Source organism: Maricaulis sp. (assembly GCF_015665295.1).
Classification (GTDB): Bacteria; Pseudomonadota; Alphaproteobacteria; order Caulobacterales; family Maricaulaceae; genus Maricaulis.
On the sequence record NZ_JADFAJ010000015.1, the window covers coordinates 1 to 15,091 of the forward strand.

Genomic DNA, 15,091 nt, shown 5'->3' on the forward strand with positions numbered 1-15,091 from the left:
TCTCGGTGCGCAGCGTCTCGGCGCGCTCTGCGAATTGTTCGAGGGTCAGGGTCATGCGAGCTCCAGGGCCTGTTGGTAGACAAGTTCCACATCGGCCAGCGCGTCGACGGCAACATCCGGATGGATGCGGTCGGGCAAAGCGTCTGCGCGGTCGAAGATATCGGTCAGTCGCGCCGCCAGCTCCCGGTCCTTCAGGCGCAGGAGGGCAACCGTCCGCTGGAAGGCATGGCCGGCGCGTCGTTCGCGCCCCAGCCACGCCTCGGCCAGCGCCTGCCGGCGATTGGCAACCAGGGTACGGATCAGCGCGCCGTCGGCATGGACATTGCGCATCAGCCGGGCCTGGGCCTGCAGGGCGATCTGGCGCGCGGCACCATGGCCCTGTTCGAAGACGGTGATCAGGGGGCGTCCCCGCAACCCCGCCCGCCAGAGGATCAAAGCAAGCAGGCCGGCGCCGGCCAGCCAGAGCCAGGTGAAGGGCGGTTCAAGCATGCGGGCCAGATCGGCCCAGCTGCGCTGGTGCTCGTCGGGGACGGCAGTGAGAAAAACCGCGGTCGAGTAGTCGACCAGGACATCCCCGCCATCGGCAAGTTTTCCGACAAGTTGGCGGGCGAGGTCCGCATTGACCGCTTCGGACAGGCCGTGATTGTTCAGGATATCGGGGTCGGACAGGACCCAATAGGACAGGTTTTCGAACTCGCAGAATCCGAGCAGGGCCCGCTCGGGGACGCCGGCCAGAGCGGTACAACCGTCCGGAAGCACCATCCATTGCGGCGCTCGAAGACGGGCGGTTCCGTCGAGGAAGCCCGAAATTTCAATATCTTCCCACGCAGGCGTGTCGACAGCCAGAACGGTAGGCGAGACATAGGTCGGCCGCAGCTTTTCATCCGCAGCCTCATCACCAATGGCCGGAAGGTCACGCCTGACCGGTTCGGCTTCATCCGTGTCGACAGCGGTCGCGACCAATTCGTCCGGTTGGTCGGTGATGGGTTCCGGGTCGCGATGGATCAGGAATTCGGGATGGGTCGCGCCCATCAGGCGGACCCCGTCACGCCATTTCGGCAAGATGACAAGCGTCGGGAGCGTCTCGGCCTTCATCGTGACGACATGCCGGAACATGTTTCGCTGCGTGTCGGCGAGATAGGCCGCATCAGGCGCGAATCCGTGACCGCCAAAGGTTTCGAGATCGGGATCATAGAGCGGCAGGATGCGCAGGCCGACGCCGTCACCGGACAGGCCGCCCTGGCCAAGGAAGCGGCGAGCCTCGACCCCGTCAGCCGCCAGCCAGCCGACCAGCCCGTCGAATCCGAGGGCACTGCGTTCCAGAGTCGGCACCTGTTCGCGCACTGCCACCATCCAGGTCAGTGCAACTGACAGGACCACCACCACCGCAAGGGCGAGCCCGTTGACCAGGTCATTCCTCCCGCCGGCGCGCGTCACGTCCGAACCGCCTTCGCTTCAAGGACGAGCCGGGCATCGGCGATCAGGCTATCGACACCGTCTTGCTCAATTGAGCGGCCGGCATAGCGGACCTGCTCGGCGATCTGCACCAGTCGCGCTACCCGCTCATAATGCGCCCAATCGCGCGGCAGCCGCCGCAAGGCTTCGCGGGCCGTTTCACTGCGCCGCAGGATGGAGCCGGTGGCTTCCGCCGCTGCGACGAGAACCAGGCGCTGCAGGGCGCCCAGGGCCGTGGCTGCGTCTGTGAGCCGGGCGATTTCGTGAAGCCCGAGAACCGGCAAATCCTGCGCCGCCGTCCCGGGCCCGCGCGCGGCTCTCCGGTCTCCCGATGACGCGGGCGCGCGCGTGTCGACCCGCAGGCCTGCGCCGTGGCGAATGGCGAGATAGACGATGTAGGCCAGCACCAGGACAGCGACCGTGACGAGCGTCCAGATTGTCAGCCTGATCGCCGTCAGGTTTGCCCGCCAGGATGGACGGTTCGCATCTGAAGCCGCTTCAGGAAGATCGGCCATCTCCCGCCAATCGGTCTCGGCGTCGAGATGGTCGAGCCCTGCCTGCAAGCCGCGGGATTGTGCGAATTCGGAATAGTCCTCCGGAGCCGGCGCCACTGCGTCGGTCGTCGATCCGTCAACGGCCTGCCAGACCATTACGAGTGCAATGGTCAGGATGACCGCCATGACGAGCCATAGCCATGGCCGCAGCACGGAAACTGTTCGCGACGCCGGGTCGGGGCGGGGCGAAGACGCCATCAGACTCAAACTCCGAGAGGTTGCACACGGCCACGACAGCAGCCGGAGGGCAGGTTAGGCAGCGCCGTCATTCCGGGCAAGCCCGATTGGCCTGCAGCAGGGCCCTCAGGGCCGGCTGCGCGGTCGCCGCAAAGCCGAAGGGCTGATCGGGATTGTCGAGCTCGGCATAACACTGCACGAAACCCGCCGCGCCGCGCGCCGCGAGGACCGGCCCGAAATCAGCCATGCCTTCGCCGAGCACGGCCATCGATCCATCACCATGATGGTCCTTGATGTGGCAGAGCGGAAACCGCTCCGGCGCAGCGGCGACCAGCGCTGCGGCATCCTGGTCGGCCCGACCGGCCCAGTAGGTATCGATTTCGAAGGCCACCAGCTGCGGATCGCAGCGCGCCTGCAAGACCGCCCAGGGCGTCAGGCCTGACGGCGTGCTTCCGGCATTCGCGTCGGCGAATTCGAAGTCATGATTGTGGTAGGCACAGCGAAGGCCGGCGCTGCGGCACGCTTCTCCAAACCGGTTGAGCACATCCGCCCAGGCCTGCCAGTCCGAGAGGGACGTCCGGTCTTCCGGCGGGATCCAGGCGATGACCAGATAGTCATGGCCGGCCGCCACGCCGTCGGCGACAATCCGGGCCGGATCGAGCCTGGCCTGCCGCGCATCGACATGGGCGCTCGGCGCGACAAGGCCATTCGCCGCGAGCAGACCCGCGATCTGCACCGGTGACTGGTCGAAATATCCGGCAAATTCGACCGCGCCGTATCCCAGCATGGCGACCCGCTCGAGCGTTTGCGGTACCGAGATCATCATGGCATCGCGGACCGAATAGAGTTGCAGGCCCGTCCGCACCGGTGCGCACCCGGCGACAGGCTGGCAACCGCCAGCCAGGACGGCGGCGCTGACAGCACCGACCCGGGCAAGCAGGGTCCGGCGCGACAAGCCTGGGCTGATCTTGACGGTCATGATGCCCCCTGGCCGGTCCGATGATGTCTCACACCGGACCGGTATCGCCGGGCCAGCCCTAGCGCGGCTGGCTGACCGACGGCACTGCCGTGAAGGGCTGAATACCGAACTCGGGATAGATTTCCGTCGGATAGTAGAAAACGCCATTGGCTGATACGAGCGCGATCGTCTTCAGGTCCTTGAAGTCGGCGGTCGGATCGCCCGGCACGAGAAAGAAGTCGGCCAGCATGCCCGGCGCAATCGTGCCGAGCTCGTCATCAACGCCGAGATATTCGGCCATGCCCTGCCCGCCCCAGGCGATGATCTCGGCCGGGGTCATGCCGATATTCTGGTAGAGTTCGAGCTCGCGATGATAGGCGAAGGACCCACCCAGATCGGTTCCCGGCACGATGAAGATCCCGGCCTCGCGCATCATTCGCAGGGTTTCGGTGATCTGGTCGAAAGCGCCGCGATAATTGGCGTCATCCTCGGGCGTCGCAATATCGGCCCAGGCGCTGCGGGCGCTGCGCTGGGTATCGACCGGCATGTGATCGATATAATCGACCACGCCCGGAGACACCTCGCCATTGCGCGACAGCAGGAGCGCTTCGTGGATGGCATAGGTCGGGTCGATGGCCGTGCCACTGGCCGCCATCGCGGCAATTGTCTCGCGCACGGGTTCGCTGTCGAGATCAAGCGCCGGCAGGCGGCGCAGCGCGGTCAGGCGCAGCAGGGAGCGGGTATCCTCGCCGTCCTCCAGAACCCAGCCGAGCATGACCTGGTTGATATGGGTCATCTCGTCATAGCCGGCGGCAATCATGGCATCGGCATTGGTGAAGGCCGGGACGTGGCCGGCAACACGAAGCCCGTTGGCGTGGGCCGCCTCGATGACCGCCGGGATCCAGTCCGGATTCATCGAGTTGTAGATTTTCACCTGGATGTAATCGCCAGCTGCGGCATAGGTCTCGACGGCAGCAACAGCCTCTGCCTCGCTCTCGACAAGGATGCCGTTATTGGAGCTGAACGGGCTGCGCCCTTCGATGAAACCGCTGCGATGGACGCGCGGCCCGGCGACTTCGCCGGCGTCGATACGGCCGATCAGCTCGCCCAGAACCGCATTGTTATTGCCCATGTCGCGCACGCTGGTCACCCCGGCGGCGATGTTGAGGAAGGCGCTGGTCTCGCCCATGTGGGCGTGCATTTCGAACAGGCCGGGGATCAGCGATCCACCCGCCCCGTCAATCTCCGTCTCGCCCGATTGCGTGGCGACGTCGAGGGCATCGATCGCCGTGACACGCTCACCCTCGACAACCACGGACACCGGCTCCCCGAGGCTCAGGCTCGCCGGATCAAAAACCCGGACATTCCGGATCCGCACCGGACCCTCGTAATTGTGAGCAACGCGGGACTGGATCTCGGCAAACCGACTGGCGCCATAACTTGCCGCAAGGCCGCGCAGGCGCTCGTCCTCGCCCTCATAGCCCGCTTCCAGGATCGCAAATCCCGGCGTGATGAGACCGAAAAAGGCGCGACCATCCATGAGGAAATAAGTCGGGTTCTCGCTCGTCCCGGACAGGGCATAGGTGGTGACGTCGCGGCTGGTCTCGCCATTGGTCACGCTCAGCTGGTCGATCTCCGTGAGCCGCAGCTCGCCGCCGGGAAGGGCCGGGATCGTCATGTCATCGCGCGACATCAGGGCGCGCGCGGCGATGGCTAGCCAGTAGGGGCTGGCATCCTGCGGCACGTAGAAGGCGTCGCCCTCGGGCAGGGCCTGATCGCTGCCGGTGGCATCCTGCCAGCGCGCTTCGCTGTCGACGAAGGCATAGCTCTCATCGATTGGATTGCCGAAGGTCGAGGCGCCGGAGATGGTCCAGTCGATCGGTAGGCCGGCCTCGTCCAGGGCAATGCTCTCGGTGATGGTCGGGCCGCGGCCATTATTGCGGTATTCGAATTCGACCGCATAGCCGTCATCGGACGGGGAAATGTCGAGACCGCCGATCTCGGTTCCGCCGACAAGGACGGTAAAGCGCTGGGCTTCGACGGCACCCTGGCGGGCAGCCGTTTCACCGGCATCACCGGTTTCCGCCGTCGAACCGTTGGGCTGGCTGCAGGCGGCAAGCGCCGCCAGGGCCAGGCTGGCCCAGATTGGTTTCATGGTCGTGGACATGGATCTCTCCCCCGAGGCAAGTCTTCGACCCCTGGGTTAGCATCGTTTCAGGAAGCTGTCTGCAAGACCCGTCGGCCGGATCCGACTATCCCGTCGGGCGCACCTGCGGCGCCCGCCTCCTGGCCGCCGCCTCGCCGAGCCAGCCCGGCTGCAAGGCCGACAGGGTCAGCGCGATCTCGCCCCATTCGCCAAAGCTGACAACACTGTGGTCACCGACCCGGGCCTGGTGAACCCCGGTTACGGCGCCGGTCGAGATATGACTGCCCGCCTCCAGAGCAATGCCGCGCTCCTGCATCAGGCGCAGGATGAATTCCAGGGCGCCGATCGGACCACCCGGCAGCGCGGCCGCGCTTGTCGCCCCCGCGATGGCGCCATTGATGCGAGCTCGAACCACTGCGCGCACACATGTTCTATGTGAGACAACTATTGTCGACAAAGTATCTACGAGGGCATCGGACATGCGACGATCGGAACGATCTGACCGAGCAAATGCATGGATATCTGAACCCGTGTCGCCGGGATCCGGGCTCGACTGTATAGAGCCGATCATCCGTCCCAACCCGCCCACCACCGACCGGGACTGGCTGGCATCAGGCAAACAATTGGCCGCCGACACATCCTGCCCAACCAAGACGGGAGATATGGGCAAAGCCGGCAACACCTCCTAGCTTTGCACCGGAACACCCGATCATCCGGGTTGGCGAGGGGACACCGATGACTGATTTCCTAATGCTGGCTTTCACCTTTCTGATCGCTGGCGTGATCGCCGTGCCCATTGCAGCCCGACTGGGCCTGGGCTCCGTACTTGGCTATCTGATCGCTGGCATCGCGATAAGCCCGCTGCTCGGCCTTCTGGGTGTCGATGTCGTCTCGATCCAGCATTTCGCCGAGTTCGGCGTCGTCATGATGCTCTTTCTCGTCGGGCTTGAATTGGAGCCCCGCCGTCTCTGGGACATGCGCGGACGCCTGCTCGGACTGGGCGGCCTGCAGGTACTGGGAACCGCGCTTGCCGTCACCTTCGCTGGGCTGGCCTTGGGTCTGGGCTGGTCGACTGCGCTGACAGTCGGTCTGGTCCTGTCGCTGTCCTCCACCGCAATTGTGCTGCAGACATTCAACGAGAAAGGCCTGATGCAATCGGATGGCGGTCAGGCGGGCTTTTCGGTTCTTCTCTTCCAGGACATCGCCGTCATTCCCATGCTCGCCCTGATTCCGCTTCTTGCCGTGCCTGAACTGGCCGACATGGTGTCGCATGCCGGCGAACATGATGACGGGGAGCATGGCAACACGCTAAGCCTCGTTGCCCATCTGCCCGGCTGGGCCGCCGGCCTCGTGACACTGGCATCGGTTGGCGCTGTCGTACTGGTCGGTGGCTTTCTGACCCGCCCACTCTTCCGCTTTATCGCCCGGACCCGGCTGCGCGAACTCTTCGTTGCCGCGGCGCTGATGATGGTGATTGGCATCGCCCTGTTGATGTCGCTGGTCGGCCTGTCCCCCGCGCTGGGCACCTTCATTGCCGGGGTCGTGCTCGCCAACAGCGAGTACCGGCACGAACTCGAATCCGACATTGATCCGTTCCGCGGCCTGCTGCTCGGCCTGTTCTTCATGACCGTCGGCGCTGGCATCAACTTCGTCCTCCTGTTCAACCAGGTCTGGCTGATGGTCGGGCTGACTCTCGGCCTCATCGCGATCAAGGCCGCGGTGCTTTACGCACTGGCCGTGATTTTCAGGGTGCGTGGCGCCAACCGGTGGCTGATAGCGCTCGGGCTGGCCCAGGCCGGCGAGTTCGGCTTCGTGCTGCTTTCCTTCACTGTCGCCAACGCGGTGCTGCCGGTCGATATCGCAGAGCGCCTGTCGCTCATTGTCGCCATGTCCATGCTGCTGACCCCGCTCCTCTTCATCCTGCAGGACCGACTGATCGCGCCGCACTTCTCGACCGGGCAGGTGGAGCGCGACGAAGAGGCCATCGCCGAGACCCACCCGATCATTATCGCCGGGCGCGGACGGGTCGGCGGGATTGTTGATCGCATGCTCAACGCCGCGGGGTTCAGCACGACGGTTGTGGACTACAGCTACGCCCAGCTCGACATGCTGCGAACCTTCGGCGTGAAAGCCTATTTCGGCGATGCTACCCGCCCCGACCTCCTGCATGCCGCCGGCATCGCCGAGGCCCGCCTTCTGGTCGTGACCATCGACAATCGCGACCAGATCAACGCGCTGGTCAGCTACACGCTCAGAAATTATCCCGACCTGCACGTCATCGCGCGGGCCGTGGATCGCGACCACGTTTACCGGCTTTATGAGTTGGGCTGCCGCGACATTATTCGTGAAACCTATGACAGCTCGATCCGTATGGGACGTTCCGCCTTCGAAGCGCTGGGAATCGAGCACGACCGAGCGATGGAAATGGCCCGCACCTTCGACATGACAGACCGCCGATCCATGGTAGAAGTGGCGGACGTCTACGACACCTCCATCCCCGCTCACCGGAACAAGGAACTGGTCGCCCGTGTGCGGGCCATTGCCGAGGAATGGGAGCCGGAACTGCGTCGCAAGATGGACGATATCCGGCTCGGACGCCCGGTGCAGGATTAGCCAGGACACGCCCAAACAATTAGGCCCTGAATAGCAACAGAAACGCTCTTGAAATCAAGTTGATCGAAAAGTCATTTCAGTTAAATACGAAATATTATTGCGGAAGCATGTGCTCCTGTTCACGCGCCAGTTTGATCAGGTCGAAGGTTTCGCCAGCCTCCAGCCGTTTCAGGAAGGCCACGGGCTCGTCAAAGGTCTGCACCTGATAACCGGGTCGCAACGAGGCCAGCAAGACACCGAATCCATCGGCAAACATGCGGTGATCGTCAACCAGCGCGATCCGACGCTTTCGCCCGGCCATCATGCACGGCCGCCCGTGGCCAGCCTGGATCGGCAAATACCTACCTCGAACGGTGACATCGTGAATAATCTCCCGGGCCGGAAGCAAGGCGAGACCGCCCGCCGGCTCAATAGTCGTGATCGGCCAGGATAGCGACCGGGACAACGCCGTTTTGCACCCAACCTGCCAGTCAGGCCTGAGGATTTGGGAAGCACTCCGAGACGCGTCATAATGCCCGCAACAAACGGCGTTGTCGGGGAGATTGGCGCCACACCATGCCCATGTTGATCGACACGATCGAAGACCGGGCGGCCCGCGCCGCCTGCGAGCGTCAGGACAATCGGCCAGATGCCCTGATCGAAATCCTGCACGACATCCAGGCGACCGCCGGCTTCATTTCGGATGCCGCCATCGCCACGCTGGCAGATGCGCTCAATCGCAGCCGGGCCGAAATCCTGGGAGTCGTCAGTTTCTATCACGACTTCACCCGCCAGCCCGGAGCCCCACATACGCTGAAACTCTGCAGGGCCGAAGCCTGCCAAGCGGCGGGAGGTGACCACCAGGCCGCCGAGATAGAAAGGCGCTTGCGCGAGCGGGGCATCAGCGGCGGGCAAACCGCCATCCTCGACATCAAGCCAGTCTATTGTGTCGGCAATTGCGCGCTCGGTCCTGCAGCCCTGCTTGATGGCACGCCTGTCGGACGGATTGATGCTGACCGCATCGTCTCGACCCTCGTCGCGCGCGGCATCATCGAGGCAGATCAGCCATGAGCCCGCAACCCGACCGTATTTTCGTTCCCGGCGATTCCGCATCTATCTCGGTTGGCGCGGATGCCGTCGCCGCCCGGTTGGTGGACGCCCTGCCGGCGGACGCCCGCATCATCCGCAATGGCTCACGCGGCCTGTTCTGGCTCGAACCGCTGGTCGAGATCGAGCGCGATGGCGAACGCCTCGGTTTCGGACCGGTCACACCAGACGATGTTGATAGTCTTGTTGCCGCCGGCTTTCCGGCTTCGGGTCACAGGCTTTCGCTTGGACCGGTTGAAGCAATCCCGCAGCTGGCACGCCAGCAGCGCCTGATCTTCGCCCGATGCGGCCATGACGACCCGCTGGACCTTGCGAGCTGGATCGAGATGGGCGGGCTTGCTGGACTGGAAACGGCCAGACGGATGGCGCCGGACAACATCATCGACACCGTAAAAGCCTCCGGCCTGCGTGGCCGGGGCGGAGCGGGTTTCCCGACCGGGATCAAATGGGAAACTGCCCGCAAGGCCGGGGGCGAGCAGACCTGGCTGTGCTGCAATGCCGATGAAGGCGACAGCGGGACCTATGCCGACCGCCTGCTCATGGAAGGCGATCCCTTCACCCTGATCGCCGGTATGTGCATTGCGGCTCGGGCGATCGGTGCCACCGGCGGGCTGGTCTATCTGCGGTCCGAGTATCCGCACGCCATCCACACCCTCAAATCGGCGATCTCACTCTGGCGGGAGGCCGGACTTTTTGGCGGGTTGAATGAAGACAATCACTTCGACATTGAGGTTCGCACCGGGGCTGGCGCCTATATCTGTGGCGAGGAATCCTCGATGCTGAACAGTCTCGAAGGCAAGCGCGGCGAGGTCCGGGCAAAGCCGCCGATACCGGCGATCTCCGGCCTGTTCGGCCAGCCGACCATTGTCAACAACGTCCTCACCCTCGCCAGCGTGCCCTGGATTCTGGAGCATGGCGGCGAAGCCTATCGCGAATTCGGCAGCGGGCGGTCCCGCGGCACCCAGGCTTTCCAGCTGGCGGGCGACATCCGCCAAGGCGCCCTCGTCGAGCTGGCTTTCGGTGTCTCGCTGCGGACCCTGATTGACGACTTTGGCGGCGGGACACGGTCGGGACGCCCCATGCGCGCGGTCCAGGTCGGCGGCCCTTTGGGTGCCTATCTCGGCCGAGCCGATCTCGATGTCGTCCTCGACTATGAGGCGATCGCCGCGATTGGTGGTATGCTGGGGCATGGTGGCATCGTGGTCTTCAACGACACGGTCGACATGGCAAGGCAGGCGCGTTTCGCCATGGCGTTCTGCGCCGTTGAAAGCTGCGGCAAGTGCACGCCCTGCCGCGTTGGGGCCACGCGTGGCCGGGAAACGCTCGACAAGATTATCGCAGGGGATGCTGTGAGCGAGAACCTCGCCCTGCTGGAAGACCTTTGCGAGCTGATGACCGATGGCTCGCTGTGCGCGATGGGCGGGCTGACCCCGATGCCGGTCCGGAGCGCCGTCAAGCGCTTCCCGGAAGACTTCGCCCGCCAGGCTGCCGAGTAGGATTGCATCATGCCCCTCGACCAGGACCCCGACTTTGGCACACCCGCCCCGCGTGGCACGTCAACCGGCGTAACGCTGGAGATCGATGGATTTGCCATCACCGTGCCGGAAGGCACCAGCGTGATGCGGGCGGCAGCAATGCTGGGCACACAGATCCCGAAACTCTGCGCCACGGACATGCTCAAAGCCTATGGCTCATGCCGGCTTTGCCTGGTCGAGATCGATGGCAAGCGCGGCACGCCGGCCTCCTGCACAACCCCGGTCGAGTCCGGCATGAAAGTCATCACCCAGTCCGACCGGCTGGCGCGCCTGCGCCGCGGTGTGATGGAACTCTACATCTCCGATCACCCGCTTGACTGCCTGACCTGTTCCGACAATGGCGATTGCGAACTGCAGGACATGGCTGGGGCCGTCGGCCTGCGTGAGGTGCGCTATGGCTTTGCCGGCGAAAATCATGGAGGGCAGGCCAAGGACACCTCAAACCCCTATTTCGATTTCGAGCCCTCCAAATGCATCGTCTGCTCGCGCTGCGTTCGGGCCTGTGACGAAGTCCAGGGCACCCTCGCGCTGACCGTCGAGGGTCGCGGCTTCGACTCCAGCATCTCGGTCGGCGGGCCGGACTTCTTCAACTCGGAATGCGTCTCCTGCGGGGCCTGCGTCCAGGCCTGCCCGACGGCAACCCTGCAGGAAAAGGCGGTCGTCGAGCATGGCGTGCCGGATCGCACGGTGAAGACAACCTGCGCCTATTGCGGCGTCGGCTGCTCGTTCAAGGCGGAGCTGAAGGGCAATCAGGTCATCCGCATGGTGCCGGACAAGGATGGCAAGGCCAATCACGGCCATTCCTGCGTCAAGGGACGTTTCGCCTGGGGCTATGCCTCGCATGCCGACCGGATCACCACACCAATGATCCGCGACAGGATCGACGAAGCCTGGCGCGAAGTAAGCTGGGACGAGGCGATCGGCTTTGCCGCGGAGCGATTGAAGGCGACACAAGCCGCCCATGGCCGTAAATCAATCGGCGCGATTTCATCCTCGCGCTGCACGATCGAGGAAGTCTGGCTGGTCCAGAAAATGGTCCGCGCTGCCTTTGGCAATAACAATATCGACACCTGTGCCCGCGTCTGTCACTCGCCGACCGGCTATGGCCTGAAACAGACCTATGGCACCTCCGCCGGCACCCAGGACTTTGACAGTGTCGAAGAGGCCGACGTCATCCTCCTGATCGGCGCCAACCCGACCGACGCCCATCCGGTATTCGCCTCGCAGATGAAGCGGCGCCTGCGGGCTGGCGGAAAACTGATCGTCGCAGACCCTCGAGCCATAGACCTCGTCCGCACCCCCCATATCGAAGCAGCGTTTCACCTGCCGCTTCAACCCGGCACCAATGTTGCCCTCATCAATGCCTTCGCCCACGTGGCGGCAACCGAAGGTCTGCTCAACGAGGCCTTCATGGCCGAGCGCTGCGAGACGGACTCGGCCGATGACTGGCTCGCCTTCATCAAGGACGAGGCGAACTCCCCTGAAACGGCGGCCGCGATCACCGGCGTCGCCGCCGAGGACATCCGGGCTGCCGCGCGCCTTTACGCCGGTGGCGACCAGGCGGCGATCTATTACGGGCTTGGCGTCACCGAACACAGCCAGGGTTCGACGATGGTCATGGGCATGGCCAATCTCGCCATGGCGACCGGCAATATTGGCCGACCCGGAGTCGGAGTGAACCCGCTGCGCGGGCAGAATAATGTCCAGGGCTCCTGCGACATGGGATCCTTCCCTCACGAATTTCCCGGTTACCGTCATGTCAGCGACGATGAGACTCGCGCCACCTTCGAGGCGGCCTGGCAATGCCCGCAGGACCCCGAGCCTGGCCTGCGCATTCCCAATATGTTCGACGAGGCCTGCGGCGGCACATTCCGGGGGCTTTACGTGCAGGGCGAGGACATCGCCCAGTCCGACCCCAATACCCAGCATGTCGAGACCGCTCTCAAGGCGCTCGATGTCCTGATCGTGCAGGACCTGTTCCTCAACGAAACCGCCCGCTTTGCCCACGTCTTCCTGCCCGGCACGTCGTTCCTCGAAAAGGATGGGTGCTTCATCAATGCCGAACGACGCATCAATCGCGTCCGGCCCGCGATACCCGTCAGGACCGGCATGGAGGAATGGCGCGTCACCCAGGCGCTGACAGAGGCCATGGGGTATGAAGAAGCCTCCTACGCCGACAGCGCCGCCATCATGGGCGAGATCGCCGCCCTGACTCCAACCTTCGCCGGCGTGTCGCACGCCCGGCTCGACCGGGAAGGCAGTGTGCAATGGCCCTGCAATGACATGGCCCCAGCGGGAACACCGGTCATGCATGTCGGCGGCTTCGTGCGCGGCAAGGGCCGCTTCATGATCACGGAATTCGTGCCGACGACCGAACGCACAAACCGAAAATTCCCACTCATTCTCACGACCGGGCGCATCCTGACCCAGTATAATGTCGGCGCGCAGTCACGGCGGACCGAGAACTCACGCTGGCACGCCGAAGACCTTCTGGAGCTGCACCCCAGCGATGCCGAGGCGCGCGGCATCCAGGATGGGCAATGGGTTTCGATCCGCTCGCGCAAGGGCGAAGTGACCTTGCGGGCCAAGCACTCCGGGCGCATGACGCCGGGCGTTGTCTATACGACCTTCCACCATCCCGAGACCGGGGCGAACGTCGTCACCACCGAGAATTCGGATTGGGCGACGAGTTGCCCGGAATACAAGGTGACCGCGGTCGAGGTCGCGCCGGCCAATCACCGCTCCGCCTGGCAGGAAGACTATGCCGAAACCCTCGCCTCGGCACGCCGAATCCGGAAAGACAAGCGTGTCGAACCCGCCGAATAGCCGGCCCGCCATCACGGAGACCGGGACAGCGGCGGCGATGTCGTGCGATGTCAGGCTGGCGGATGGTGACGTCTGGGCGCTGGCCGAAGAAGTCCCGGTCGCCATCGTCTACAATCGCCGCAATCACGCTGTGATGCTGGCGACCCCGGCCGATCTCACCGATTTTGCGATCGGATTTTCCCTGTCCGAAGGGATCATCCGCGACCCGTCCGAGATCGAGGCGGTGGAGATCGTCCATCAGACCATTGGCGTGAACCTTCACATCACACTCAATCCAGAGCGGCTGGAACGCTTTGACCTTGTCAGTCGCCGCCGCAATCTGCCGGGCCGGGCCGGATGTGGCTTGTGCGGACTGGAGAATGTGGAAAGCCTCACCGCACCGCTCGAACCGGTCGTAGACACACACATCGAGCCCAATCCGGAAGCCCTGGCGCGTGCGCTGGATGAGCTGAGCCACTGGCAACCCCTCAATGTAACGACTCGCTCGGTCCACGCCGCAGCCTGGGCGGACCTGTCCGGCCAGATCATTGCGGCGCGCGAGGATGTCGGTCGACACAATGCGCTGGACAAACTGATCGGCGCCAACGCGGTGACAGGCCGCGCCCCAGCCGACGGCTTCCTGATCATGTCGAGCCGCTGCTCCTATGAACTGGTCGAAAAAGCCGCCCGCGCTGGACTGCCGGCCATTGCCAGCCTGTCGGCGCCGACCGCCTTTGCCGTCCGCAAGGCCACCGAAGCCCGGATTTCGCTCTATGCCCGCAAGGGCAATGCCTTTGTCCGGGTCACATGAGCCGGATCGGCCTTGTTCTCGCCGGAGGTGGATCCCGGCGCATGGGCGAGGGCGACAAAGCGCTGATCGACTTGGCTGGCCAGCGCATGATCGACCACGTGCTCGCCCGCATCAGGCCGCAGGTTGATGCTGTCCTGATTTCCGGGCCCACGGATTTCGGCACTGGTCTCGCGACCATCCCGGACGAGCCGGCCGGGCTTCAAGGGCCTGTGGGCGGTTTGGTTGCAAGTGCCCGGTTTCTCGCCGCCAGCCAGGCCGACGCCACAATGATGGTCACCGTCCCGGTCGATGCGCCTTTCCTGCCAACCGATCTGGTTGAGCGACTCTGCGACGCCGAAGGCCCGGCCATCGCCCGAGCCGGAGGCCGATTGCACCCGACATTTGCCGCCTGGGATCCGAACGGACTGATCGCGGCTCTCGGCGATTTTCGCCCGGGTGACGGACCGTCCCTTCAATCCGTGATCGAGCGGGTGCAGGCGCGGATCGTCGATTTCGACGACCCGCTGGCCTTCACCAATATCAACACACCGGCAGAGGCGGACGAAGCCCGTCTTCGCCTTACGTCATGCAACCTGCCAAGCGGCTAGTTGAAGGACAGGCGGAGTCCGATCCGAGCGGAGCGGGCATCAAAATCACCGTCGCCCAGACCGGAAACATCGGTTTCCAGGACGATTGATGCACCCGGCGCCAGCTGGCCGTGCAGGCCAAAGCGGGCATCCAGACGGACATCACCGGTCCCGACCAGCGCACCTGCCTCGTTGAGCAATTCCACCGGATTATAGTCCCAGACACCCGTGAGCCCGAGGCTCGGCTCCCACCAGCCGCCATCGGGCGCCTCGAAGCAGGGCCGGGGTCAATCGCAAGACATGCCAGACCCGCGAGAAACGCGGCGTTCGCCTTGCGGGCCTGCCGACAAATGCGCTGCACCGTGCAAACATACGTGAAACCAGC

At 64.4% G+C, this 15,091-nt stretch carries 13 protein-coding genes; 6 read left to right on the forward strand and 7 right to left on the reverse strand.

Translation table 11 applies throughout. The annotated features are described in order from the left end of the window. Window positions 1-51: 51 nt before the first annotated feature. The 5 genes from QZZ02_RS07605 to QZZ02_RS07625 form a co-directional block, all read right to left on the reverse strand. Window positions 52-1,437, reverse strand: coding sequence for a hypothetical protein (locus QZZ02_RS07605; protein WP_291843424.1), 1,386 nt, complete (start codon window positions 1,435-1,437; stop codon window positions 52-54). Beyond that, window positions 1,434-2,207, reverse strand: a complete 774-nt coding sequence (locus QZZ02_RS07610; protein ID WP_291843425.1) for a DUF4129 domain-containing protein — start codon at window positions 2,205-2,207, stop codon at window positions 1,434-1,436. Before QZZ02_RS07610 ends, QZZ02_RS07605 begins: the two co-directional genes overlap by 4 nt. A gap of 67 nt (window positions 2,208-2,274) precedes the next feature. Further along, window positions 2,275-3,165 carry a TIM barrel protein gene (locus tag QZZ02_RS07615; RefSeq protein WP_291843426.1) on the reverse strand — a complete coding sequence of 297 codons (891 nt, stop codon included), beginning with the start codon at window positions 3,163-3,165 and terminating at the stop codon, window positions 2,275-2,277. A gap of 58 nt (window positions 3,166-3,223) precedes the next feature. Beyond that, window positions 3,224-5,311: an amidohydrolase family protein gene (locus QZZ02_RS07620; protein ID WP_291843427.1), complete on the reverse strand. Its 2,088-nt coding sequence runs from the start codon at window positions 5,309-5,311 to the stop codon at window positions 3,224-3,226. 85 nt (window positions 5,312-5,396) lie between these two features. Further along, on the reverse strand, window positions 5,397-5,705 hold the full coding sequence (locus tag QZZ02_RS07625; RefSeq protein WP_291843428.1) for a hypothetical protein: 309 nt from the start codon (window positions 5,703-5,705) through the stop codon (window positions 5,397-5,399). A gap of 320 nt (window positions 5,706-6,025) precedes the next feature. Between QZZ02_RS07625 and QZZ02_RS07630 the strand changes: the two genes are divergently transcribed. Next, window positions 6,026-7,903 carry a cation:proton antiporter gene (locus tag QZZ02_RS07630; protein ID WP_291843429.1) on the forward strand — a complete coding sequence of 626 codons (1,878 nt, stop codon included), beginning with the start codon at window positions 6,026-6,028 and terminating at the stop codon, window positions 7,901-7,903. A gap of 94 nt (window positions 7,904-7,997) precedes the next feature. On the opposite strand, the gene QZZ02_RS07635 is transcribed toward QZZ02_RS07630, so the two are convergent. Then, window positions 7,998-8,207: a hypothetical protein gene (locus QZZ02_RS07635; RefSeq protein ID WP_291843430.1), complete on the reverse strand. Its 210-nt coding sequence runs from the start codon at window positions 8,205-8,207 to the stop codon at window positions 7,998-8,000. A gap of 251 nt (window positions 8,208-8,458) precedes the next feature. On the opposite strand from QZZ02_RS07635, the gene QZZ02_RS07640 reads away from it, so the two are divergent. The 5 genes from QZZ02_RS07640 to mobA are packed head-to-tail and all read left to right on the forward strand — an operon-like array spanning window position 8,459 to window position 14,727. Next, entirely contained in the window at window positions 8,459-8,953 is a 495-nt protein-coding gene (locus QZZ02_RS07640; protein WP_291843432.1) for an NAD(P)H-dependent oxidoreductase subunit E, read from the forward strand. Then, on the forward strand, window positions 8,950-10,485 hold the full coding sequence (locus QZZ02_RS07645) for a formate dehydrogenase beta subunit (RefSeq protein ID WP_291843433.1): 1,536 nt from the start codon (window positions 8,950-8,952) through the stop codon (window positions 10,483-10,485). The genes QZZ02_RS07640 and QZZ02_RS07645 overlap by 4 nt, the downstream gene beginning before the upstream one ends. Window positions 10,486-10,494: 9 nt before the next feature. Beyond that, window positions 10,495-13,350, forward strand: a complete 2,856-nt coding sequence (fdhF, locus tag QZZ02_RS07650; protein ID WP_291843434.1) for a formate dehydrogenase subunit alpha — start codon at window positions 10,495-10,497, stop codon at window positions 13,348-13,350. Then, window positions 13,331-14,140: a formate dehydrogenase accessory sulfurtransferase FdhD gene (fdhD, locus tag QZZ02_RS07655; protein ID WP_291843435.1), complete on the forward strand. Its 810-nt coding sequence runs from the start codon at window positions 13,331-13,333 to the stop codon at window positions 14,138-14,140. The genes fdhF and fdhD overlap by 20 nt, the downstream gene beginning before the upstream one ends. After that, the gene (gene mobA, locus QZZ02_RS07660) at window positions 14,137-14,727 is read left to right on the forward strand and encodes a molybdenum cofactor guanylyltransferase (RefSeq protein WP_291843436.1); all 591 of its coding nucleotides are present in this window, start codon (window positions 14,137-14,139) and stop codon (window positions 14,725-14,727) included. Before fdhD ends, mobA begins: the two co-directional genes overlap by 4 nt. On the opposite strand, the gene QZZ02_RS07665 is transcribed toward mobA, so the two are convergent. Continuing rightward, a complete protein-coding gene (locus QZZ02_RS07665; RefSeq protein ID WP_291843437.1) occupies window positions 14,724-14,912 on the reverse strand; it encodes a hypothetical protein in 189 nt (62 codons plus the stop codon). The genes mobA and QZZ02_RS07665 overlap by 4 nt on opposite strands. Window positions 14,913-15,091: the final 179 nt, after the last annotated feature.

Coding starts and splice junctions, on each gene's coding strand:
- mobA (WP_291843436.1), top strand. CDS start 14,137: ATGAGCCGGATCGGCCTTGTTCTCGCCGGAGGTGGATCCCGGCGCATG.
- QZZ02_RS07640 (WP_291843432.1), top strand. CDS start 8,459: ATGCCCATGTTGATCGACACGATCGAAGACCGGGCGGCCCGCGCCGCC.
- QZZ02_RS07620 (WP_291843427.1), bottom strand. CDS start 5,311: ATGTCCACGACCATGAAACCAATCTGGGCCAGCCTGGCCCTGGCGGCG.
- QZZ02_RS07645 (WP_291843433.1), top strand. CDS start 8,950: ATGAGCCCGCAACCCGACCGTATTTTCGTTCCCGGCGATTCCGCATCT.
- QZZ02_RS07610 (WP_291843425.1), bottom strand. CDS start 2,207: ATGGCGTCTTCGCCCCGCCCCGACCCGGCGTCGCGAACAGTTTCCGTG.
- QZZ02_RS07615 (WP_291843426.1), bottom strand. CDS start 3,165: ATGACCGTCAAGATCAGCCCAGGCTTGTCGCGCCGGACCCTGCTTGCC.
- QZZ02_RS07630 (WP_291843429.1), top strand. CDS start 6,026: ATGACTGATTTCCTAATGCTGGCTTTCACCTTTCTGATCGCTGGCGTG.
- fdhF (WP_291843434.1), top strand. CDS start 10,495: ATGCCCCTCGACCAGGACCCCGACTTTGGCACACCCGCCCCGCGTGGC.
- QZZ02_RS07635 (WP_291843430.1), bottom strand. CDS start 8,207: ATGATGGCCGGGCGAAAGCGTCGGATCGCGCTGGTTGACGATCACCGC.